Raw genomic sequence first — 22,553 nt, forward strand, 5'->3', positions numbered from 1 at the left:
GAAACAGCCACCGGTTGAAAGTATATGCACAAGTCCCTGGCCGCCGGATGTGCCATTATGCCCCGCGTGAACCGCCCAATCCGGCATCCCGTGTGGCAAAGTGGTGCCATGCCGGAACTACCCGAGGTGGCCGCACTGAGCACGTTCCTGGACACACGGCTGCGCGGCGCAGTGCTGGAGAAGCTGCAGGTGCTGTCCGTGGCAGTACTCAAGACGGCCGACCCACCCTACACGGCCCTCGCGGGCCGGACCGTCACCGGCGTGGAGCGGTTCGGGAAGTTCGTCAGCATCGACGCCAACGGCCTGTATTTCGTCTTCCACCTCGCCAGGGCGGGCTGGGTCCGTTTCACCGAAAAACCCTCGCCGGATCCGCTCCGGCCCGGAAAGGGTCCCATCGCGGCGCGCCTGCACCTTGCCGGGGCGGACGGCGGGAAAATGGGGATCGATCTGACCGAGGCCGGCACCAAGAAGGGCCTGGCCATCTACGTGGTGCGCAAGCCCGACGACGTTCCCGGCATCGCGGGGCTGGGCCCCGACCCGCTGATCCCCGCGTTCAGCCGCGAGATGTTCGCCGAGATCCTGGCCGGTCATCCGCACCAGATCAAGGGTGTGCTGCGCAGCCAGAGCGTCATCGCCGGCATCGGAAACGCCTACAGCGACGAAATCCTGCACGCGGCGAAGATCTCCCCCTTCGCCATGGCCAATTCCCTGGAGCCGGCGAAGGTCGGGATCCTGTTCGACGCCATCCACAGCGTTCTAGGAGCCGCGGTGGCCCAGGCCCAAGGGAAGGCGCCGGCCGACCTCAAGGATGCGAAACGGAGTGGCATGAATGTGCATGGCCGCGCCGGCGAGCTGTGCCCGGTCTGCGGGGACACGGTCCGCGAGGTGTCCTTCGCGGACACCGCGCTGCAGTACTGCCCCACCTGCCAGACCAACGGCAAGATCCTGGCCGACCGCAGGACATCCCGTTTCCTCAAATAACACGGGCCGCCTGAGCAGCACCCGCCCCGAAAAGCACGTACCGCCGTCGTCCGGGCAACAAAAAACCCCGCCAACCCAGTTGGGTTGGCGGGGTATTGTTGCGGTCGGGCTGACAGGATTTGAACCTGCGACCCCTTGACCCCCAGTCAAGTGCGCTACCAAGCTGCGCTACAGCCCGTCAGTTCCGCCGTTCTCCGCCAGATGATGTTCCGAAGAATTTCATCTAAGCAGTCCGGCCGAACCACCTAGAAGAGCTTACACGATTCCGGAGGGTGCCAGTGACACTTTCCGGCATTCGCCGCCGGGTGTGTCGTAATTAACGCTTCTTGCCGCGCTTTTCCCGCACACGCATGCTGACCTCGATGGGTGTTCCCTCGAAGCCAAAGGTTTCCCGCAGGCGCCGGGTGATGAACCGGCGGTAGCCGGGGTCCAGGAATCCCGTGGTGAACAGAACGAATTTCGGCGGCCGGCTGGAGGCCTGCGTGCCGAAGAGGATGCGGGGCTGTTTGCCGCCCCGGACCGGGTGCGGGTGCGCCGCCACCAGCTCGCCCAGGAAGGCGTTGAGCCTTCCGGTGGGAATGCGCCGGTCCCAGTTTTCCAGCGCAAGTTCCAGCGCCGGCACCAGGCGGTCCTTGTGCCAGCCGGTCTTGGCGGAGATGTTGACGCGCGGTGCCCACTCCACGTGCGCCAGGTCCTGCTCGATTTCGCGTTCCAGGTACCGGCGGCGTTCGTCATCGAGCAGGTCCCATTTGTTGAACGCGAGCACCAGGGCACGCCCGGATTCGATGGCCAGCTGCAGGATGCGGACGTCCTGTTCGCTAAGCACCTCGTCAACAGCAAGAAGAACGACGGCGACCTCCGCCTTTTCCAGCGCGCTCTGGGTCCGCAGCGAGGCATAGAAATCGGCGCCCTGCGCCATGTGCTGGCGCCGGCGGATGCCGGCGGTGTCCACGAAGCGCCAGGTCTGGCCGCCGAGCTCGATGAACTCGTCAACAGGGTCGCGGGTGGTGCCGGCGGTGTTGTCCACCACCACGCGCTCCGAGCCCGCCAGCTTGTTCAACAGCGAGGACTTGCCGACGTTGGGGCGGCCGATCAGGGCGATCCGGCGCGGGCCGCCGGAGCGTTCGACGCCCTCGACCGTGGAGAACTCCGGCAGGGTGTCCATGACGTGGTCCAGCAGGTCGGCCACGCCGCGGCCATGCAGCGCGGAGACGGGATACGGCTCGCCGAAGCCCAGGCCCCACAGGACTGCGGAGTCGGCTTCCTGTGCGAAGTCGTCCACCTTGTTGGCGACGAGGATGACCGGCTTTTTGCTCCGGCGGAGCATCTTCATGACGGCCTCGTCGGTGGCGGTGGCCCCGACGGCCGAGTCCACGACGAACAGCACGGCGTCAGCCAGCTCCACGGCCATTTCGGCCTGTTCCGCCACCCGGGCGTGGATGCCGCGGGCATCGTGTTCCCAGCCGCCGGTGTCCACCAGGGTGAAGTTCCGGCCGTTCCAGTTCGCCGAGTACATGACTCGGTCGCGGGTCACGCCGGGGGTGTCCTCCACGACAGCTTCGCGGCGGCCGAGGATGCGGTTGACGAGGGTGGACTTGCCGACGTTCGGGCGGCCGATGATGGCGAGTACGGGGTCCAGCTTCAGCGGGCCCTCGAGCTCGTCCTCGTCGTGCAGGCCGCTGAGGAGCACGGCGTCTTCCTCGTCGAGTTCGTAGTCGTCCAGACCGGCGCGGAGGGAGGCGGCGCGGAGCTCCGCCTCGTCGTCGTCCATGGCCGCCAGATGTTCAGCCACCTGGTCGGTGCCGGTGGGCGTGTATTCGTCTTCGCCGGCGCCGGAGTGGCCGGAGGTTTGAGTCGTATCGCTCATTGCACTTTCCTTAATGGTGGTCTGCCGGCTGTCCGGCTACTGCGGTGGAACGTTGGTGCGGATGTTCCGCGGAGGGCAATGACAGCCCGCTGAGCCGGACGGTGGTCCGGACGTGCGCGGCCAGGGTGTCACGGATTTCCGTGGCCGCCCTGTCCATTGAAGCACGCCCGGTTTCACCCGGATTCCGGCGGAGTGAAAGGGGTTGGCCAAAGCTGACATGCAGCCGGCGGCCGGGTTTCGGGATGCTGTCCAGGTGTTCGCCGCCCTGCCGTGTGCCCAGGATGGCCACCGGCACCACGACGGCGTCGGAGTTCAGGGCAAGCCATGCCACCCCGTTGCTGATGCCGGCTGCGGTGCCGCTCCCCCGGGTTCCCTCGGGCAGGATACCGACGCAGCGGCCGGCGTCGAGCACGTCCTTGCTGAGCTGCAGGACCGAGCGGTCGCCGGCCCTGTCAACGGGAAGCTGGCCCGAGGCCCTCAGCACGCGGCCGAGGAAGCCCTTGAACATCTCCTTCTTGACGAGGATGTGCATGGGCCGGGGTGAGGCGCCGAACATGACGGGCCCGTCGAGGAAGCTGATGTGGTTTCCTGCGAAGATCACCGGCCCCGAGGCCGGAACGTTGGAGCGCCCGGTGACGGAGGTGCGGTAGACGGCGTTGTTCAGGAACCGGCCGACGGGCCGGCTCCACACCATGGTCCAGGCACCCGGGAGAGGTGTCCCCCGAACCGGGGTGCCCGGCTCTCCGGTATCCGGTTTCCGAACGCCCTGGGGCCGGGTGACCGGTTTCCTGGCGGTATCACTCATGGTTGATGACCTTGGTGACGATGCGCAGCGCGGCGGCCACGGTTTCTTCGAAATCCAGCTCGGACGAATCCAGTGTCACCACGCCGTCCGCCGCCTGGGTGAAGTTGACCACGGTGGAGTCCTTCGCGTCCCGCTGGGTCACCTGGGCAGCCAGCTGCTCGGCGCTCTGCGTTCCGCCGAGCTGGATGCCGCGGCGGCGGAGCCGGGCTTCCTCACTGGCCGTCAGCAGCATGCGGACCTGGGCAGCCGGGGCCACGACGGTGGTGATGTCGCGGCCCTCCACCACCATGCGGCGGTTGTGCTTTTCGATCAGAGCGCGCTGGCGCCGGATGAGTTCCGTCCTGGCACCGAGCGTGGTGGCGACGGCGCTGACGGCCGAGGAGATGCCGGGTTCCCGAATGGCGTCGGTGACGTCTGTGCCATCGACCCGCACATACTCGAGGTGCGGGCTGGTGCTGATGTCCAGCGGGAGTTCTTCGGCGGCCAGCTCGACGGCGGAGGCGTCAGCGAGGTCCGTGCCGCGGTCGAGGCAGTACCAGGTGAGGGCACGGTACATGGCGCCGGTGTCCAGGTAGGCGAGGCTGAGGCGGCGGGCCACTTCCTTGCTGACGCTGGACTTTCCGGAGCCGGACGGGCCGTCGATGGCCACCACGAGCGGGCGGCCCAGCCGGAGGGCAGGCAAAGTTTCGGTCAGTTCCTGTGTCATTACTGCAGTACCCGCCATCCACGGTCGCTTAGTGCTTCTACCAGGAGGTCATGCGCGCTCGGCAGCACGGAGATCTCCACCATGCCCACATTCTGCCCCGAGGAGTGGTCCAGGCGGAGATCCTCGAGGTTGACGCCAATCTCGCCGATCTCGGTCAGCAGCCTGGCGATCTGGCCGGGGCGGTCGTCCACGAGCACCGTGAGCCAGGAATAGGCCTGCGGCGGTCCGCCGTGCTTGCCCGGAATCCGGGCCTGCCCGGCGTTGCCTTCGCTCATAAGCTGCGCCAGGTCAAGGCGGGCGCCGGCGGCCGCGGGGTCTTCCAGGGTTCCGATCAGCCGGTTGAGGTCATCGCGCACACCGTAGAGGATCTCCACCACCTTGCCGGCATTCGCACCCAGGATCTGGACCCACAAAGTGGGGTCGCTGGCAGCGATGCGGGTGGTGTCGCGCAGCCCGTTTCCCGCGAGGGAGAGGGCGTGCATCGGGGTGTCCTGCAGCCGGGTCGCCAGCAGCGAGGACATCACCTGCGGCAGGTGGGAGACCAGGGCCACGGCCCCGTCATGTTCCTCGGCGGTGAACTGCGAGACGAGGGCACCGAGGTCGGTGGCCAGCGCCCGCGCAGCCTGGACCGCTCCGGCCGAGGACTCCTCGGTGGGGCACACGACCCACGGCATGGACGTGAAGAGCTCCCCGCGGGCTGCAACCGGGCCGGACTTCTCACGCCCGGCCATGGGGTGGGTGCCGACGTAACGGCTGAGGTCCGCACCACGGCTGCGCAGGTCACGCAGGATCGCAGCCTTGACGCTGGCAATGTCGACGACGGTGGCGTCCGGGTAGTCTGCCAGCGCCCGTTCCACAACATCGGCCGTCACGTCCGGCGGCGATGCGACCACAACCAGTTCAGGACTTTCGTCCCCCATGGCCGCCAGCGGAAGCCCGGCTCCGATGTCGACGGCGACTGCCTGGTTGGTGGGCGACGGATCCGACAGGTACACGGCAACGCCGCGGCCGCGCAGGCCGAGGCCGATGCTGGTGCCGAGCAGGCCGGTGCCAATCACGACGACCGGCCCGTTCAGGTGTCCGCGGCCGTGCGTACGGAAAGCCGACATCCCTTACAGCCCCACGGATGCCAGCAGGTGGCCGACTTCCTGCTTGCCGAGATTGCGGATGCTTCCCTGGCGCTGGTCACCCAGGCCGATGGGACCGACCTTGACGCGCACCAGGCGCAGCACCGGGAAACCGACGGCGTCGAACAGTCGACGGACAATGCGGTTCTTACCGGAGTGCAGCACGACCTCGATCAGGACGTGGCCCGGGGTCGAGTCCACCAGACGGAAGGAGTCGACGGACGCGAAGCCGTCCTCGAGTTCGATGCCATCCTTGAGCTGGGAACCGATGCCCTGGGGGAACGGTCCGCGGACCTGGACCAGGTACGTTTTTGGGACCTCGTAGGACGGGTGGGTCAGCCGGTTGGCCAGCTCGCCGTCGTTGGTCAGCAGCAGCAGCCCTTCGGTGGCAACGTCAAGTCGCCCGACGTGGAAGAGCCGTTCACCCTGGTTGTTGCGGATGTAGTCGCTGATGCACGGCCGGCCCTCCGGGTCCTCCATGGTGGACACCACGCCCTTGGGCTTGTTGAACACCATGTAGACCAGCGTGTCATCGAGCTGGATGCGCAGGCCGTCCACGTGGATGACGGCGGTCTTGGGGTCGACTCGGACGCCGAGCTCGGTGACGATCTTGCCGTCGACCTCCACGCGCCCCTCGGCAATCATCTCCTCGCAGACGCGGCGCGACGCGACGCCGGCGGAGGCCATGACCTTCTGCAGGCGGACGCCGTCGGCGTCGTGGACTTCGGACTGCGGCACCTCGGCGCGGGGACCGCGCGTGCGGGAGGGCCTGCGGACCGGTCCCAGGTTCTGGCCAAAGCGTTCGCTGCCGAAGGCGCGCGACCCCGCGGCCTTGGGGGCGCCCGATTTGGGCTTCAGCGCGCCCGGGGTGCCGGGGGCCCTGTTGGCCCCGGGCTTCCGGGCAGCGGCGGCATTGCGCGCACCGGCCTTGGGTGCACCTGTCCTGGGTGCGGGAGCCTTGGCGCCCGGCTTCCAGTCGCCCGCGGGCCGGCGGCCGGCAGGTGCCTCGCCGGGATCGACGAATCGCTCCTCGCGGGGCTTGGCCTTGTAGGTGCGGTCGCCGAAGGGGCGGTCGCCGCCCTTGGGGAAGTCGCGCTTCCCGGCGCCTGCGCCGCGGCCCTGTACTGCCCCGCGGCCTTGTGCCGCGCCGCGCGTGGCGTTGCGCTCCGGACCTTTACGTCCGGAGCTGTTACGTGGTGAACCCTGGCGTCCCGCCTGTGTCATGACCCGTCCTCTGTGATTTTGACCGGCAAAGGTTGTCCAAAGACAACACTAGCCAGCCGTGCAGAATAAATCTGCCCTGGTAAAAACTGCGTCGCAGGCGTGCCGCCTACATTCTTCCGGCGTCGTAGAACTCTTCAATTCCTTCAAGCCCCGGAAGGTGCGGTGAAAGCTGAGGCAACTCAGCCACCGAGCCGATTCCCATGCGTTCAAGGAAATACGACGTCGTGCGGTACAGGACAGCGCCCGACTCCGGATCCGTTCCGGCGTCCTCGATCAGCCCGCGCTGGGTCAGCGTCCGCACAACAGAGTCAACATTGACTCCACGAATTGCAGACACCCTTGCCCGGGATACCGGCTGCCGGTACGCGATGACGGCGAGTGTCTCGAGCGCCGCCTGGGTCAGCCTGGCCGTCTGCCCCTCCAGGACGAAAGCACCGACGACGTCGGCGAATTCAGCCCGCGAGTAGATGCGCCAGCCGCCGGCGACGTTCCGCAATTCAAAACCCCGGGGGCTGGAAGCGGCATCAGGCTTAGGTCCGTTACTGCCAGTTTCCCTATCCGGGGCTTTAACAGTATAGCCGTCATAGTCGCGTTGCAGGTCCAGCAGCAGCGCCTCGACGGCGGCCACCGTCAGGTTGAGTCCGGCGGCCAGATCGGTGGCAGAAGTGGGCTCGTCCAGCACCATCAGCACCGCCTCAAGCGCGGCGCGTTCCCGGCCCTCAAATGGATCCGTCATTGCTGCTCCTCGTATTCCTCGCTCAGGTGCTCCGCGGTCCAGCCGGTGCCGGCCGCAGTCCACCGCACTGTCAGGTCTCCCAACGGCGCCAGCTGATCGAAGGCCACCACCTGGTCCCTGAACAGCTCCAGCAGTGCCAGGAAGCGGGCCACCACGACAAGGGTGGATTCGGCGTCGGCTATCAGGGCCCGGAAGGTCAGGGGCCTGCCGTCCTGCAGCCTCAACCCAATCAGCTCGGCCTGCTCGCGGACGCTCACCGCACTCCCGTGCAGGTGGGCCACACCTACCTCCGTCGGCGCCGGGTCCTTCGGTTTGAGCGCGGCCTCGGCCAGCGCCGCGAACTGTGCGGGGCTGTGCTTCCAGACCAGTTCCGGAAGCATGGCGGCGAAGTGTTCCTCGAGGGCGACCTGCCGCGGATAGCGCCGGGCTTCGAGTTCCAGTGTGGCGTCCATCAGCGCGGCAACCTGCTTGAAGGCCTTGTACTGCAGCAGCCGGGCAAAGAGCAGGTCCCGTGCCTCCAGGAGGGCGATGTCGTCGTCGTCCTCCACCTCGCCTGCGGGCAGCAGGCGCGCTGCCTTCAGGTCCAGCAGGGTGGCTGCGATGACGAGGAACTCACTGGCCTCGTCAAGGGCCCACTCCTCCCCCAGCTCCTGCAGGTTCCGGATATACCGGATGAACTCGTCGGTGACCGTGGCAAGCGCCACCTCGGTGATATCCAGCTGGTGTTTGGTGATGAGCCCCAGCAGGAGGTCGAAGGGGCCGCTGAAGTTGGCCAGGCGTACTTCGAAGCCGGACCGCCTGGCCTCGGCGGGGGGCGTTGCCGGCTCTGCGGTCATTCCAGCTAGGGCGCGCCGCCGCGCGAAATGAGTTCCTTGGCCAGGCGGCGGTAGGCATCGGCACCGACGTGGTTTCCGGCGTAGCTCGTGATGGGCTCGGCGGCCACGGTGGCGTCGGCGAACTTGATGGAGCGCTTGATGACGGTTTCGAAGACTTTGTCCCCGAAGGCTTCCACCAGCCGGCTGATGACCTCGCGGCTGTGCAGGGTCCGGGCGTCGTACATCGTGGCCAGCACGCCGTCCACCTGCAGCCGCGGGTTGAGGCGGTCCTGGACTTTGTCGATGGTTTCGACCAGCAGGGCCACTGCCCGCAGGGCGAAGAATTCGCAGATCAGCGGGATGATCACGCCGTGGGCCGCGGTGAGGGCGTTAACGGTGAGCAGGCCGAGGGAAGGCTGGCAGTCGATGAGCACGACGTCGTACTCGTCCTCGACCTTCTTCAGCGCCCGGTCAAGGACCTGCTCGCGGGCCACCTCGTTGACCAGCTGGACTTCGGCCGCGGAGAGGTCGATGTTGGCGGGCAGCAGGTCCACGTTCTCCACGCCGGTCTGGTGGATAGCTTCGCGGATGTCGGTCTTGCGGTCCATCAGGACGTTGTAGACGGTCAGATCCAGTTCGTGGGGGTTGATGCCGAGGCCGGCGGACAGTGCGCCCTGCGGGTCGAAGTCCACCAAAAGCACGCGGCGGCCGTATTCTGCGAGCGCTGCGGCAAGGTTGATGGTGGAGGTGGTCTTACCCACCCCGCCTTTCTGGTTAACCATGGCTATGACGCGGGCCGGTCCATGGGAGGACAGCGGCGCGGGCTCCGGAAAATCGCGGTGGGGGCGGCCTGTGGGACCCATGACGGCGTCTTCCAGGTCGAGTTCCGTGCCTTCCAGAGTTGCTGAACCCTGTTCGCTGCTCACGTATCAATCCACACTTTCGATGACGGTGATTTTCTGCCGCTGTCTGCCAGCGCCCCTGCTTCTTCCACCCCAAGGCTACAGCGCCCGACACGGCATTCCATGGACCTTGACTTTTGATGGCGTTTGAGCCTTTACCTTGTACCTGAGGTCGAAGGTTGGTTTCAGGCGGCAAAGAAAACCGCCCGCACAGGCTGGGCCTGTGCGGGCGGATTCGCTCCCATTGTATGGAGCCGCGGTCTTGGACCTTATGCCTTGGCCGGAACGGCGGGCTCGGCAGTCTCGCCCAGGCCACGGTGGTGGGCCACCATGGTCTGCTCGTCGAACGGTTCCTCGCCGGACAGCACCCGGTTGACCTGTTCGCCGTCGACCTCCTTGACCCAGGTGCCGATCAGCAGGGTGGCGACGGCGTTGCCGGTGAAGTTGGTCAGTGCACGGGCTTCGGACATGAAGCGGTCGATGCCCACGATCATGCCGACGCCGCCCAGAAGTTCGGGCCGGTGCGCCTGCAGGCCTGCGGCCAGCGTGGCCAGGCCTGCGCCGGTGACGCCTGCCGCGCCCTTGGACGCGATGATCATGAAGACCAGCAGGGAGATCTGCGCGCCGAGGTCCAGCGGGGTGCCCATGGCGTTGGCCACGAAGAGCGATGCCATGGTCAGGTAGATGGCGGTGCCGTCAAGGTTGAAGGAGTAGCCGGTGGGGACCGTCACGCCGACAACCGGCTTGGAGACGCCCAGGTGCTCCATCTTGGCGATGAGGCGCGGCAGGGCGGCTTCGGAGGATGACGTCGAGAAGATCAGCAGGTACTCGCGGGCCAGGTACCTCATGAGCTTGAAGATGTTCACGCCGGTGACCACCTGCAGGAGGCCGCCGAGGATGACGACGATGAACAGCGCACAGGTGATGTAGAACGCGATCATCAGGGTGAACATGCTGATGATGGCCTGGAAGCCGGTGGCGCCAACAACTGCGGCGATGGCACCGAAGGCACCCAGCGGGGCAAGCCACATGATCATGATCAGGATGCGGAAGACCAGTGCCTGGCCGTGGCCGATCGCCTTCAGGATCGGCGCGCCCTGCGGGCCCATCTTCTGCAGCGCGAAGCCGACGAGGATGGCGGCGAGCAGGGTGGGAAGCACCGGAATGTCCCCGGGAATAATGCCCAGCAGGAAGTCGACCGTGCTGTCCGTGGCGGCCTTCTTGTTGGGATCGTAGGGTGCGAGCTCCAGCCCTTCACCCGGGTGGATGATGTTGCCGACGACGAGGCCGATTGCCAGTGCGAAGGTGGACATAATGACGAAGTAGCCAAGTGCCAGTCCGCCGACCTTGCCGACGGTGGCGGCCTTGGCGATGGAGCCGATGCCCAGCACGATGGTGCAGAAGATGACCGGGGCGATCATCATCTTGATCAGCTTGATGAAGCCGTCACCGAGGGGCTTGAGTGATTTTCCGACCTCGGGGAACAGCAGTCCCACCAGGGCTCCGAGAATGACCGCGGCGATAACCGCGATGTACAGGTAATGGGACTTGTCGAGTCCCTTACGCTCGGCTTTAGCCGGCGCTGCCGACTCTCCTCGTTGAGAAGCCATCTTGTTTCTCCTTATGGATAATCTGGAAGACGCTTCGGCACAATCTCTGGGCTCCGCGCGTCGGTCCTTTGTGACTTCCATCATTGGCCACAGAGTGACTTGGCTCACCGTTGCGTTCATATTGGTCATGGGAGGTGTTGATGATCCACCGCTGGAGCATCGCGAGGCGGCTGTTCGTTGCGAACCTGCTGTTCATGCTGGCCCTCACGGCCATCGTCGGGACGGCCGTCTTCGTGGACGCCCGGGACCACGCCTACGAGGAGGCCGGCCGCCGGATGGGCGCCCTGGCGACGTCCATCGCCGATAACCCGCTGGTTCTTCAGGCCGCCGTGACCGCGAATCCGTCGGCGCAGCTGCAGCCCTACGCCCTGAAGGTCATGGCGGACTCAGGCGCCGATTTCATCACCATCATGGCGCCGGACCGGACGCGGTGGACCCACCCGCTGGACCAGGAGCTGGGCCGCCCCTACATCGGTTCGATCGAGCAGGCTCTCCAGGGCCATGTGTTCACCGAGATCACCGCCGGAACGCTGGGACCGTCGGTGCGGACGATCGCCCCGGTGAAGGATGCCCGCGGCGGGGTCCGCGCGCTGGTGGCGGCCGGCGTGACCGTGAACACGGTGGACGTGGCCGTGTCCGGCAGGCTGCCGGCGCTGCTGGCTGTATCAGGATCGCTGCTGGCCGGCGGATCGCTCGCGTCATGGTTTCTTGGCCGGTACCTGCGGCGGGTGACCAGGGGGTGGGGTCCAGAGCAGCTGGCCCAGCTCTTCGCCTACTACGAATCGGTGCTGCATTCGGTTCGGGAAGGTGTGGTTCTCATTGACCCGGCCGGAAGGGTGGTGATCTACAACGACCAGGCGGCGGAACTGCTGGGCCTGGAACCGCGGGAAGCGGAGGACGACCATGCCGCGACGCCGCTGCTCGCCGAGCTGCCGCTGGCGCCCAGCCTGAAGGAGCTTTTTGAATCGGGGCGCACTGCCCACGACGAAATCCACCTCACCCATGACGGCGTGCTGGTGGTCAACCAGCGCCCTGCGGTGGGGCCGGGATCCTCCACCGAACGGCCGCGGGGACAGTTGTTTGGCACCGTTGCCACCATCCGCGACCGTACGGAGATCGAATCCCTGGGCACGGAGCTGGAGAGCATGCGGACACTTTCCGATGCCCTCCGTGCGCAGACCCATGAGCACGCAAACCGGCTGCACACCATGGTCTCCCTGATGGAGCTGGGCCGGACTGAGGAGGCCCTGGACTTTGCCACGAAGGACCTGGAGCTGAGCCAGCAGCTGACGGACGACGTGATCGGTTCGGTTCAGGAGCCGGTGCTGAGCGCCCTGGTGATGGGCAAGGCGGCAGAAGCGCACGAGCGTGGCGTGGAGCTGGTGGTGCGGGCATCCGGGCCGGCCCTCAGCGGCGAGCTGGCCGTCCAGGACCTCGTCACGGTACTGGGCAACCTGCTGGACAATGCCATCGACGCCGCCGCCGACGCCCCTGCACCCAGACGGGTGGAGCTGCTGGTGGACACAGCGCGCGGCGGCCTGAACATCACGGTGCAGGACTCGGGCAAGGGCATCGATCCAACAGCAGTCGACGACGTGTTCCGCTACGGGTACAGCACCAAGACGGCCGGGCCTTTTGGACGGGGCCTTGGCCTTGCACTGGTAAAACAGGCCGTCCAGCGCCTGACCGGTACCATGACCATCAGCAACTCCAGCGCCGGCGGGGCGCGCTTCGACATCGCATTGCCGGCCGACGTCACTTCCAGCGAAGTGTCCTCAGACACCTTCCCGCCAAGCACATCGCCGTCCAGCACACTGCCGTCCAGCACACTGCCGTCCAGCACGGCCACACCAAGCCTCCCGGAGGAGCACACGTGACAGATATCCGAGTCCTCGTCGTCGAGGACGAGCCCGTCGCAGCTGCGGCACACGCCGCCTATGTGGGCAGGGTGGACGGCTTCACGCTGGCGGGAACGGCTCCGGACGGACAGTCGGCGCTCCGCATGCTCACCGAGTTCTCGGCGGCCGGCAGCCCGGTGGAACTGGTGCTGCTGGACATGAACCTGCCGGACCTGCACGGCCTCGACATCGCCCGCCGGATGCGCTCCGCCGGGCACTTCGCCGACATCATCGCAATCACAGCCGTTCGGGAACTGGCCATTGTCCGCAGCGCCGTATCCATCGGCGTCGTGCAGTACCTCATCAAGCCGTTCACGTACGCGACGTTCGCGGACAAACTGGAGAGTTACCGGCAGTTCCGCGACCAGCTCGCGGGACCCGAGGCAGGGTCAGCGAAGGCAGCGGCGTCGCAGAGCGACGTGGACCAGGCATTCGCCAGCCTGCGGGCGCCCTCGGAGCTTCCGCTGCCGAAGGGCCTGGCCCCTTCAACGCTCGACGCCGTCCGCGACTTCATCAAGGAACAGCCCGGTGCCGTCTCGGCCACCGAAGTCATGACTGCCCTGGGAATGTCGAGGGTAACCGCCCGCCGCTACCTTGAGTACCTTGCCGATGCCGGAACGGTCTCCCGTACGGCACGGTACGGCGCGCCGGGCCGCCCCGAGAACGAATACCGCTGGTCCCGCGCCTGATCACCAGCAGGCACCTTGGTGCGCTGTGCACTGATCACCACCTGGGGCCTCTTCGGGGCAGCCCCTTATAAGCCAGCCGTATATAACCCAGCCGTTTACAACCCAGCCGTTTACAACCCAGCCGCTTTTTGGAGAGCAGTACATAGGACACCCGTACAGCGGGTAGCCCCTCAGGCATTCCGACGTTTACACAGGCATATAGAGCAGACTTTGGAATGGAGACCTGCCCTCACGCGGCCGCGGGCCAGGACCAGTAGGGCCAGGGATCCAAAGGCAGTGGTGGATTCAGGTCGTCGGGTCTGTCCGGCGGCCCCACCCAGTCCTCCGGATCCAGCCCGTCCTCCGGCTCCGGCCAATCCTCCGGTTCCGGCCCGTCCTCCGGCTCCGGCCAATCCTCCGGATCCAGCCAATCCTCCGGCTCCAGCCCGTCCTCCGGTTCCGGCCGATCCTCCGACACCTGTCTCTCCTGGCCAGGTGCTGGTCCGGGCCAGTCTTGGCCGTGCGGCAGTTCATGCCATTCCTGCCCCGGCGGCAAATCCTGCCAATCCAGACCAGGTGGCAGTTCCCGCCGGTCCTGGCCGGGTGGCGGTTCTGGCCAGGTGGGTGGTTCCCAGTCCTGGTACTCGGCCTTGTAGGACCGGCCCGACGGTGAGATCCAGCCCGGTGGGGTGGCGCGGGTGGCGCCGGCTGGTTGCCAGGCCGTGTTGTGTTTGAGTTTGTGGTGTTTGGGGCAGGGTTGGCCGAGGTTGGCGACGCCGGTGCCGCCGCCGTCGGCCCAGGCGAGGATGTGGTCGGCGTCGTTGTCCAGGGAGTGGTTGTTGCAGCTGGGGAATGTGCACTTGGCGTCGCGGAGCCGCAGCCATTGCCGCATTGGTTTGGTCAGCCGGTAGCTGGTGCGTCCGATCTCCAGCGGTGCCCCGTCGCGCGGGTCAACAAGCACCCGGTGGAAAGAGGTGGCGCCCTCGGCGACGAGCCGGCGGGCCATCGACGGCGGGATCGGCCCGTACCCATCCAGTGTGGCCGGTTCCTCGGACAGGCCAAGCAGGGAGAAAACCGGCACCGTGACCAGGACCTGCGCCCCCGGCGACGGCACATCACCACCGGGCAGTCCCGCGGCAGGCGTTCCACGGGCCGGCACGTCACCGGCCCGCGCAGAGCCTGCGGCACCGGCCCGCCCGCATCCTGCGAACGGGATATCGCTAGGCGGGGGAACTGCGGGAAGCGGCTTACCGTGCAGCGCAGCGTCTGAGGGCCGATCATCCACGGGCAGGGACCCTGCCGGCAGGGAACCCGTCGACGGGAGATCCGTGGGACAGAATTCTGTGGGAAAGAATTCCGCAGGCGGCGCAGCAGCGCCGCCCACTGCCGGTGCCGGGCCGAGCAACCAGCTGGCGAACGCGTCGACGCGGAGCTGGGTCAGGGTCCGGGTTTCGGCCGGGCCCTGCAGGGCGCGGGCGGCGGCGGTGGCGCGGTTCCAGATCCCGGCTGCCTGGTCCGCGGGCAGATAGGCCGACAGCCACGCCATGCCGTCCCGGTCCGGGGCAAACTCCAGCCGCCGGTCCTCCACACACCGGCCATGCCGTTTTTCCATGCTGACCGGGTGATGCCGTTCCCGCCAATACCGGGCCTTGGCCCGGAACCTTGCCGGGGTCAGCTCCCCCGCCGGGCAACCCCGGGCCGGGTTTGGTGCGTCCGGGTCCAGGAAATGCGCCTCAAACGCCGCCGCAGCAGCCGGATCCAGCCCCTCGGTCTCGTCACACATGATCCGCCCGTGCTGCCAGGAGAGGGTTCCCGACCCGAGCGCGGCAAGAGTCAGCGGCAGATCCCTGGTGAGTTTGGCGGATTCGTCCAGCAAGCGTGCCGCCGCCCCCTCGCTCACGCTCAGCGCGAAGGCGACCTCAGCGGTCACCGACATCTCCAACGCGTCCCGCTCCGACACGGACGCACCAGGAGCCACCAACGCCGCCGCGGCAGCAGCGAAACCAGCCGCGGCCTGGACCTTCAACGCAGCCACCCGGGCCTCCAGCCTGGCCGTCCCGGCCAGCACATCCAGCCACGCATCCGCCTCATCCCGCAACGGATCACCACCCGCCCCAGGACCCACACCGCCAACGGAACCGGCACCAACAACCGAATCAGCACCGGCAACGGAGCCAGCAGCGGTCAAAACCCCAGAACCGGTCACCGCCACAGAACCGGCCTCGGCGCCCGCGGCCTCACGGACAAAACCAGCCAGCACAGCAACAGAGGACTCCACGCCCTCCACCGTCTGCACCGCTGCCGTCGCATCCATACCCACAGCATGACAGGGGGCTACGACAATTTAGGGGTGTCGTGGGCCTGCTGCGGGCCCGCTCGCAAAATATTCTTTTGAGCCACCCGGGAACGAGAACCAGGTGACCGCTCAGGGGGCTCCCAGCATTGAGAAAGCCCTGATCTGGACGCAGTGGGGCGCTGGGACATTCCGGCGCTCTGAACCGCCGCTCCAGGCATTCCGTCCCAAACGACAGACGGCTGGGCCTGTAAACCACGTCCTAAGTCATCCACGCTTGTATACACGCATCCCGCATGGTCCAAAAATTTCGTCCCTGAGGTAGGCAAGAACCCTATCTGTGTATACACTCGAAGACCAGATGAAGCCACGGGAAAGGAGGCAGGATGCGTGCCAGCGACAGGGCCTATGCTGCACTGCGCGATGACATCATCGAGTGGCGGCTCCTGCCCGGCACGGTACTCGCCGAAGTGGAGCAGTCCGCCCGGCTCGGTGTCTCAAGGACGCCCCTTCGGGAAGCGCTGGGCCGCCTGACGGCCGAGGGGTTGACGGCGGCGGGTGGCCGTGGCGTCGTCGTGACCGATATTTCACTTGACGACATCGACGAGCTGTTCGAGCTCCGCGAAACGCTTGAGGGGAAGGCTGCCGCACTGGCAGCCCAGCGCGGCGATGCCGCCGTTTTCCGGAGGCTGCAGGAAGAACTGCAGGACGCGCCAGCGCTGCTGGACTCCACTGACCCTGCCCGGCACGATTACTACGAGCTCGTCGGCCGCCTGGATGCCGCCATTGACGCGGCGATCTCCAACTCTTACCTTGCCCAGGCCATGCGAAGCCTGCGTGTCCATCTGGTGCGGGTCCGCAGGCTGGCCGCCGACGACCAGCCCCGGCTCACGGCCGCCGCAGCCGAACATGCTGCCATCGCCGAGGCGATAGCTGCCGGCAACCCCCGCCTGGCCGAAGCGGCCACCACGCTCCACCTGCACCGCAGCCTTTCCCACGTCAAAGCCGTCCACACATCCGCCCAAAAGGAGTCCCATGGTTAAGGAACACCACGTCCGCGTGTACAAGAGCGAGGAAAACCTCCCGCGCGAACAGCAGCTCGCCCACAAGATCGCCGTGGTCGCCGCAGATCCGGTGGAAGTAACGCCCGACGTCACGGACATGGTCATCAACCGCATCATCGACAACGCCTCCGTGGCCATTGCCTCGCTGAACCGCGCCCCCATCGTCGCGGCCCGGGCACAGGCCCTCACCCACGCCCCGTCCAGCGGCGGCAAGGGCGCCAAGGTCTTCGGCATCGGCGAGCGTGTCTCTCCGGAGTGGGCGGCGTGGGCCAATGGCGTGGCTGTCCGTGAACTGGACTACCACGACACCTTCCTGGCCGCGGACTACTCGCACCCCGGGGACAACATTCCGCCGATCCTCGCCGTCGCGCAGCATGTCGGCTCCAGCGGCAAGGACCTGATCCGCGGCATCACCACCGGCTACGAGGTCCAGGTAAACCTGGTGAAGGCGATCTGCCTGCACAAGCACAAGATCGACCACGTCGCCCACCTTGGACCGTCGGCGGCCGCCGGCATCGGCACGCTGCTCGGCCTGGACGTGGAGACGATCTTCCAGTCCGTTGGCCAGGCCCTGCACACCACCACCGCCACCCGCCAGTCCCGCAAGGGCGAGATCTCCACGTGGAAGGCGCACGCCCCGGCGTTCGCGGGGAAGATGGCGGTCGAAGCGGTGGACAGGTCCATGCGCGGGCAGACCTCGCCGGTGCCGATCTACGAGGGGGAGGACGGCGTGATCGCCTGGCTGCTGGACGGCCCCGGCGCCTCCTACGAGGTCCCGCTGCCGACACCGGGCGAGGCGAAGCGCGCCATCCTGGACACCTACACCAAGGAACACTCCGCCGAATACCAGGCCCAGGCCTGGATCGACCTCGCCCGCAAGCTCAACCGCGAGCACCCCGAAGCCACCGACCCGGCAAACGTGAAGTCCGTCCTCATCAAAACCAGCCACCACACCCACTACGTGATCGGCTCCGGCGCCAACGACCCGCAAAAGTACGATCCGACGGCCAGCCGGGAAACCCTGGACCACTCCATCCCGTACATCTTCACCGTCGCGCTGCAGGACGGGGCCTGGCACCACGTGAACTCCTACTCCCCCGAACGCGCCGCCCGCCCCGACACCGTGGAACTGTGGCAAAAGGTCTCCACCGTGGAGGACCCGGAATGGACCCGCCGCTACCACTCCCTCGACATCTCCGAGAAGGCCTTCGGCGGCTCCGTGGAAATCACCCTCACCGACGGCACCGTCATCACCGACGAGATCGCCGTCGCGGACGCCCACCCCCTCGGCGCCCGGCCGTTCACCCGCGAACAGTACGTCAACAAGTTCCGCACCCTCGCCAAAGACCTCGTAGAAGACGCGGAGATCGAACGGTTCCTCGCCGCCGTCGAACGCCTCCCCGAACTGGCCGCCGGCGAACTGGACCAGCTCAACATCACCGCCGCGCCCGGCGTCATCGACCTCAGCGCCGCGCCCAAGGGACTGTTCTAAATGCTCTACTCAAAATCCACCCCGGAACAGAAGCGAATCACGCTCCGGGAACTGCTGGCTTCCGGAACCATCCAGCAGTTCCCCGGCGCCTTCAACCCACTCTCCGCGCGGCTGATCGAGGAAAAGGGCTTCGCCGGGGTCTACATCTCCGGCGCCGTCCTGGCCAACGACCTCGGCCTGCCCGACATCGGCCTGACCACCCTCACCGAAGTCGCCACCCGGGCAGGCCAGATCGCCCGCATGACCGACCTGCCCTGCATCGTCGATGCGGACACCGGCTTCGGCGAACCCATGAACGTGGCCCGCAGCATCCAGGAACTCGAAAACGCCGGCCTCGCCGGCTGCCACATCGAAGACCAGTTCAACCCCAAACGCTGCGGCCACCTCGACGGCAAAAACGTCGTAGACCTGGACACCGCCACCAAACGCATCCGGGCAGCGGCCGACGCGAGGCGGGACCCGAACTTCCTGATCATGGCCCGCACCGACATCCGCGCTGTCGAAGGGCTGGACGCGGCAAAGGACCGCGCCAAGGCCCTCGTCGAGGCCGGCGCAGACGCCATCTTCCCCGAAGCAATGGCCACACTGGAGGAATTCCGGGCCATCCGCGACGCCGTGGACGTGCCGATCCTGGCCAACATGACCGAGTTCGGAAAAAGCGACCTCTTCACCGTCGATCAGCTCCAGAACGTGGGCGTGAACATGGTGATCTACCCGGTGACCCTGCTCCGTAGTGCCATGGGGGCAGCGGAGCGTACGCTGGACTCAATTAAGGCCGACGGAACGCAGGAGGCACAGGTAGGAAGCATGCTGACGCGCGCGCGGTTGTACGACCTGGTGGATTATGAGGCCTACAACCGCTTTGACACCGGCGTCTTCAACTTCCGGATCCCCGGAACAGACTGACGCCCAAATTTCCCGCAGGACCACCGGCCCTTCCGGCCGGTAACCGGACGCAAGGAACGAAGGAGTTCAGCATGGCTGAAGAAGAGATCAAGAAGGGCCTCGCTGGCGTCGTGGTGGACTACACCGCCGTCTCGAAGGTCAATCCCGACACGAACTCACTGCTCTACCGCGGCTACCCCGTCCAGGAGCTCGCCGCCCGGTGCAGCTTCGAAGAGGTCGCCTACCTGCTGTGGAACGGCGAGCTGCCTACGCAGGAGGAGCTGGCTGAGTTTACGGCCCGCGAGCGCGCCGGAAGGGCTCTGGATCCTGTGGTCAAGCAGGTGATTGATGCCCTGCCGACGACGGCGCACCCCATGGATGTCTGCCGCACCGCCGCGTCGGTGATGGGCGCCCGCCACGAGCTCGCGGAGGATTCCTCCCGGGATGCCAACATGGCCAAGGCGACGGACCTGTTTGCTGCGATGCCGGCCGTGGTGGCGTACGACCAGCGTCGCCGGCGCGGGCAGGAGCCTGTGGAGCCGAGGGATGACCTGGGCTACTCCGCCAACTTCCTCTGGATGACGTTCGGCGAGGAGGCCGTTGCGGAAGTGGTGGAGGCCTTCAACGTCTCCATGATCCTTTACGCAGAGCACTCCTTCAACGCCTCCACATTCGCCGGGCGCGTCATCATGTCAACGCTGTCCGACCTCCATTCGGCAGTGACCGGCGCCATCGGCGCACTCAAGGGACCGCTGCACGGCGGCGCCAACGAGGCCGTCATGCACACGTTCGACGAGATCGGGATCCGTCCCGAGGAGTCACTGGAGGAAGCTGCGGACCGCGCCAAGGCCTGGATGGAAAACGCCCTGGCCCAGAAGAAGAAGGTCATGGGCTTCGGCCACCGGGTCTACAAGCACGGCGACTCCCGCGTCCCCACCATGAAGGCCGCCCTCGACAAGATGATCGCCCACTTCGGCCGGCCCGAGTTGCTGGGCCTGTACAACGGGCTCGAATCGGCCATGGACGAGGCCAAGGGCATCAAGCCGAACCTCGACTACCCGGCCGGGCCCACGTACCACCTCATGGGCTTCGACACCAACATGTTCACGCCGCTCTTCGTCGCCAGCCGCATCACCGGCTGGACCGCCCACTTCATGGAGCAGCTGAACGCGAACTCGCTCATCCGCCCGCTGAGCGCTTACAACGGTCCGGACGAACGGCACGTGCCGTAGCCGGTCGCCCTTAACGTCCATAAGAGAGTACGACCTTAAGGCCCTTAAGAGAGTACGACGCCGGGCCGGTCGCCTTTCGGTGGCCGGCCCGGTGTTGTTTTATGGGAGGGTCCGTTTTGGGGCGGCGTTAGGACGTGACCTTCAGGCTCTGGATCATGGCCTTCAGCTTCTTATACACGGGCGTCTCCACGTACGCCCTTGCCTCGCCCATGGTGGCGAAAGTCGGCTCGGCGGGGCCCTGGCCGGCCTGGGCCGCGAAGGACAGGATACCCATGGGGGTACCGGTCACCACGGAATACATGAGGCAGCCGTCGCTGACAGAGCCACTGTCCTTGTCCACCAGCCCCAACTGGTAGCTGAAACCCTGGCCGAGAGAGGTCTTGTCCATCACCCGATAGGAGAACCGCACCCCGCGCTCCATCGCCCACGGGTCGCGGATGGAAGAAGTACCGCTATCGAGTTCGGTGATTTTGTAGGTTCCTTGCGTGCAGGCCCCGCCGAGGCCGCCCGCAGCACTCTGCTGGAAACTCGCCACCGTCTTACCTGCTTCGTCGGACACTGTGATTCCCACGCCCGGGTAGTCCGGCGTCCCGGCGGGGACATCCTTCGCGGTCCAGCCCTCGGGGAGGACGAAGCTGGCCTTTCCGTCTTGGCTGACGAAGCGCGGGCTCGTGGCAGGCGCTTTGGCCGGCTGCAGGGCCAGGGAGATCAGCATGCGCTTGACGTCCTGGTACTCCTGAGTTCCCATGTACGCCTTCGCCTCGGCAATAGAGTCGAACGTCAGCGGAGCCTCTTTACCGTCCGCTGTGAGCCACACGGCATCGCCAAATTGTGCAATGGGAACGTTGTCCGGCCCCAGAATGCCGTTGTACAGGCCACAGGTCGAGGTCTGAGCAGCCAGATCTCGGTCGGCCAGGGCGAGCGACCCATACACCTTGTCTCCCTTGACCACCCGGAAGACAAAGGCGGACGGACCTTGCCGGTGTTCCCTGAGTTTGGCCGCCTTCTGCGGAATATCGACGACCACCGAGTCGAGGGTCTGGTATGGCTTCGGGTCCGGGCACACCGGGCCACCCGCGACGTCGTAGACCAAACGCAGGGTGGCCATGGTCTTGCCCGCGCCGTTCTTCACTTCGACGATGTTGTACTCACCGCCGTCGATGGTTTGCGGCTCCTGGGACATCGTCCACCCCAGCGGGTGTTCGAAGGTGGCCTGGCCGGTGGCGTCCGTGAAGGTGGTCCATGTAACTGCGGCGGCAGGAGGGGTTGGCGCCGGGGTCCCCGCCGGCGTTGCTGTCGCCGTTCGAGTTGCGGTGGGCGTCGCCGACGGAGTTAGCGTGGCCGGCACGCTGGATTTGGACGGCGACGGGACAACGGTACCCGCGGGTTCAGGAGCAGATACCAGCGTTCCGAGGTTCGCCGCCACGAGCACGCCGGCGGTAACCGCCGCTGCCGTCAGAGTCAGTACACCGGCAACACGCGCCCGCCGCCGCTTCCGGTCCTCAAACCGCAGTACGTTCGGCGGCAGGCTGTCCGTGAACATCGGGGCTTCAGTGGTCACGCGCCGCAGGGCATCGTCGGCGTCCGGCACCGCGGCTGGATCGTTGCGGAGCGGGTCAGACCCGGAAATCAGGTTCTTGATCGGATCCATCTCATGCACCCATCTTTTGTGTAACCGAGTTCTGTTTGCCCGTATTCTGTTTGCCCGTTCGGGCGGCCACGGGCATCTGCTTGCGGAACGCGGCCCGGGCACGGTGCAGGCGGACCTTGGCTGCTGCTTCGCTGCACTGCAGAACGCCGGCGATCTCGGCCATGCTCAGCTCATCCCAGTAGGCCAGTTGCAGGATGTCGCGCTCACTGTCGCGCAGCGCGGCCATCGCGTCGTGAACCCGCAGGTCCTCGGAATCCGCACCGGAGCGTAGCTCCGCGGACGCCCGGAGTTTCGCCTGCAATGCCACGAGCCGGTCGCGGCTCCGGTACGCATTGCCGATCAGGTTCCGCGCCACTGTCAGCAGCCAGGCGATATCCGGGTGCGGCTGGTCCTGCCATTTTTGCCAGGCGACGCGGAACACGTCCGCCGCGAGCTCTTCTGCGAGCTCAGGCGATTCCACCCGCCGCCGCACATATCTGTAAACCCGCGGGTAGCTGTCCCTGTGAACGGCGACGAACGCCCGTTCGCGTTCCGAATCCACGCATCCCCCAAACGTAAGAAGTTCTTCCTGACCAGGCAGGCTAACCGTATAGTTTC

General features: G+C 66.5%; 19 protein-coding genes and 1 tRNA gene. 7 read left to right on the forward strand and 13 right to left on the reverse strand.

The annotated features are described in order from the left end of the window. Positions 1-108 precede the first annotated feature (108 nt). The gene (locus tag ACFTSA_RS19060; protein ID WP_377953259.1) at positions 109-981 is read left to right on the forward strand and encodes an Fpg/Nei family DNA glycosylase; all 873 of its coding nucleotides are present in this window, start codon (positions 109-111) and stop codon (positions 979-981) included. A 104-nt stretch (positions 982-1,085) separates the two neighbouring features. Here the strand turns inward: ACFTSA_RS19060 and ACFTSA_RS19065 are convergent. The 10 genes from ACFTSA_RS19065 to ACFTSA_RS19110 all read right to left on the reverse strand — a co-directional run bounded on the left by ACFTSA_RS19065 (position 1,086) and on the right by ACFTSA_RS19110 (position 10,773). Further along, positions 1,086-1,159 (reverse strand) — tRNA-Pro (locus ACFTSA_RS19065). Positions 1,160-1,297: 138 nt separating this feature from the next. Continuing rightward, entirely contained in the window at positions 1,298-2,848 is a 1,551-nt protein-coding gene (gene der, locus ACFTSA_RS19070) for a ribosome biogenesis GTPase Der (protein ID WP_377953260.1), read from the reverse strand. A 10-nt stretch (positions 2,849-2,858) separates the two neighbouring features. Beyond that, positions 2,859-3,542 carry a lysophospholipid acyltransferase family protein gene (locus ACFTSA_RS19075; protein WP_377953299.1) on the reverse strand — a complete coding sequence of 228 codons (684 nt, stop codon included), beginning with the start codon at positions 3,540-3,542 and terminating at the stop codon, positions 2,859-2,861. A 103-nt stretch (positions 3,543-3,645) separates the two neighbouring features. Next, positions 3,646-4,359: a (d)CMP kinase gene (gene cmk / locus ACFTSA_RS19080; RefSeq protein ID WP_377953262.1), complete on the reverse strand. Its 714-nt coding sequence runs from the start codon at positions 4,357-4,359 to the stop codon at positions 3,646-3,648. Continuing rightward, complete coding sequence (locus ACFTSA_RS19085; RefSeq protein WP_377953263.1) at positions 4,359-5,468, reverse strand: prephenate dehydrogenase; 1,110 nt, start codon at positions 5,466-5,468, stop codon at positions 4,359-4,361. The genes cmk and ACFTSA_RS19085 overlap by 1 nt, the downstream gene beginning before the upstream one ends. A 3-nt stretch (positions 5,469-5,471) precedes the next feature. After that, positions 5,472-6,710, reverse strand: a complete 1,239-nt coding sequence (locus tag ACFTSA_RS19090) for a pseudouridine synthase (protein ID WP_377953264.1) — start codon at positions 6,708-6,710, stop codon at positions 5,472-5,474. Between the two features lie 106 nt (positions 6,711-6,816). Continuing rightward, a complete protein-coding gene (locus ACFTSA_RS19095) occupies positions 6,817-7,446 on the reverse strand; it encodes an SMC-Scp complex subunit ScpB (protein WP_377953265.1) in 630 nt (209 codons plus the stop codon). Further along, a complete protein-coding gene (locus tag ACFTSA_RS19100) occupies positions 7,443-8,282 on the reverse strand; it encodes a segregation and condensation protein A (RefSeq protein ID WP_377953267.1) in 840 nt (279 codons plus the stop codon). Before ACFTSA_RS19100 ends, ACFTSA_RS19095 begins: the two co-directional genes overlap by 4 nt. Positions 8,283-8,287: 5 nt before the next feature. Beyond that, entirely contained in the window at positions 8,288-9,187 is a 900-nt protein-coding gene (locus ACFTSA_RS19105; RefSeq protein WP_377953268.1) for a ParA family protein, read from the reverse strand. 245 nt (positions 9,188-9,432) lie between these two features. Beyond that, entirely contained in the window at positions 9,433-10,773 is a 1,341-nt protein-coding gene (locus ACFTSA_RS19110) for a cation:dicarboxylate symporter family transporter (RefSeq protein ID WP_377953269.1), read from the reverse strand. A 140-nt stretch (positions 10,774-10,913) separates the two neighbouring features. Here ACFTSA_RS19110 and ACFTSA_RS19115 point away from each other — a divergent pair, with 140 nt between their 5' ends. Next, positions 10,914-12,650 carry an ATP-binding protein gene (locus ACFTSA_RS19115; protein WP_377953270.1) on the forward strand — a complete coding sequence of 579 codons (1,737 nt, stop codon included), beginning with the start codon at positions 10,914-10,916 and terminating at the stop codon, positions 12,648-12,650. Then, a complete protein-coding gene (locus ACFTSA_RS19120) occupies positions 12,647-13,360 on the forward strand; it encodes a response regulator (RefSeq protein WP_377953271.1) in 714 nt (237 codons plus the stop codon). The genes ACFTSA_RS19115 and ACFTSA_RS19120 overlap by 4 nt, the downstream gene beginning before the upstream one ends. 229 nt (positions 13,361-13,589) lie before the next feature. On the opposite strand, the gene ACFTSA_RS19125 is transcribed toward ACFTSA_RS19120, so the two are convergent. After that, positions 13,590-15,653 (reverse strand): DUF222 domain-containing protein, encoded by a 2,064-nt coding sequence (locus ACFTSA_RS19125; RefSeq protein ID WP_377953272.1) that lies wholly within the window; start codon positions 15,651-15,653, stop codon positions 13,590-13,592. Between the two features lie 365 nt (positions 15,654-16,018). Here ACFTSA_RS19125 and ACFTSA_RS19130 point away from each other — a divergent pair, with 365 nt between their 5' ends. From ACFTSA_RS19130 to ACFTSA_RS19145, 4 genes are all read left to right on the forward strand, one after another. After that, on the forward strand, positions 16,019-16,675 hold the full coding sequence (locus ACFTSA_RS19130) for a GntR family transcriptional regulator (RefSeq protein ID WP_377953273.1): 657 nt from the start codon (positions 16,019-16,021) through the stop codon (positions 16,673-16,675). Continuing rightward, on the forward strand, positions 16,668-18,188 hold the full coding sequence (locus ACFTSA_RS19135) for an MmgE/PrpD family protein (protein ID WP_377953274.1): 1,521 nt from the start codon (positions 16,668-16,670) through the stop codon (positions 18,186-18,188). The genes ACFTSA_RS19130 and ACFTSA_RS19135 overlap by 8 nt, the downstream gene beginning before the upstream one ends. Further along, positions 18,189-19,094 (forward strand): methylisocitrate lyase, encoded by a 906-nt coding sequence (gene prpB, locus ACFTSA_RS19140; protein WP_377953276.1) that lies wholly within the window; start codon positions 18,189-18,191, stop codon positions 19,092-19,094. A 71-nt stretch (positions 19,095-19,165) separates the two neighbouring features. Then, positions 19,166-20,305 (forward strand): bifunctional 2-methylcitrate synthase/citrate synthase, encoded by a 1,140-nt coding sequence (locus ACFTSA_RS19145; RefSeq protein ID WP_377953277.1) that lies wholly within the window; start codon positions 19,166-19,168, stop codon positions 20,303-20,305. A 127-nt stretch (positions 20,306-20,432) separates the two neighbouring features. Here the strand turns inward: ACFTSA_RS19145 and ACFTSA_RS19150 are convergent, their stop codons facing one another. After that, complete coding sequence (locus ACFTSA_RS19150; RefSeq protein ID WP_377953278.1) at positions 20,433-21,965, reverse strand: hypothetical protein; 1,533 nt, start codon at positions 21,963-21,965, stop codon at positions 20,433-20,435. Beyond that, complete coding sequence (locus ACFTSA_RS19155) at positions 21,958-22,497, reverse strand: RNA polymerase sigma factor (RefSeq protein ID WP_377953280.1); 540 nt, start codon at positions 22,495-22,497, stop codon at positions 21,958-21,960. The genes ACFTSA_RS19150 and ACFTSA_RS19155 overlap by 8 nt, the downstream gene beginning before the upstream one ends. Positions 22,498-22,553: the final 56 nt, after the last annotated feature.

Source organism: Arthrobacter sp. NPDC057013, from assembly GCF_042674585.1.
In the GTDB taxonomy this organism is placed as follows: domain Bacteria; phylum Actinomycetota; class Actinomycetes; order Actinomycetales; family Micrococcaceae; genus Arthrobacter.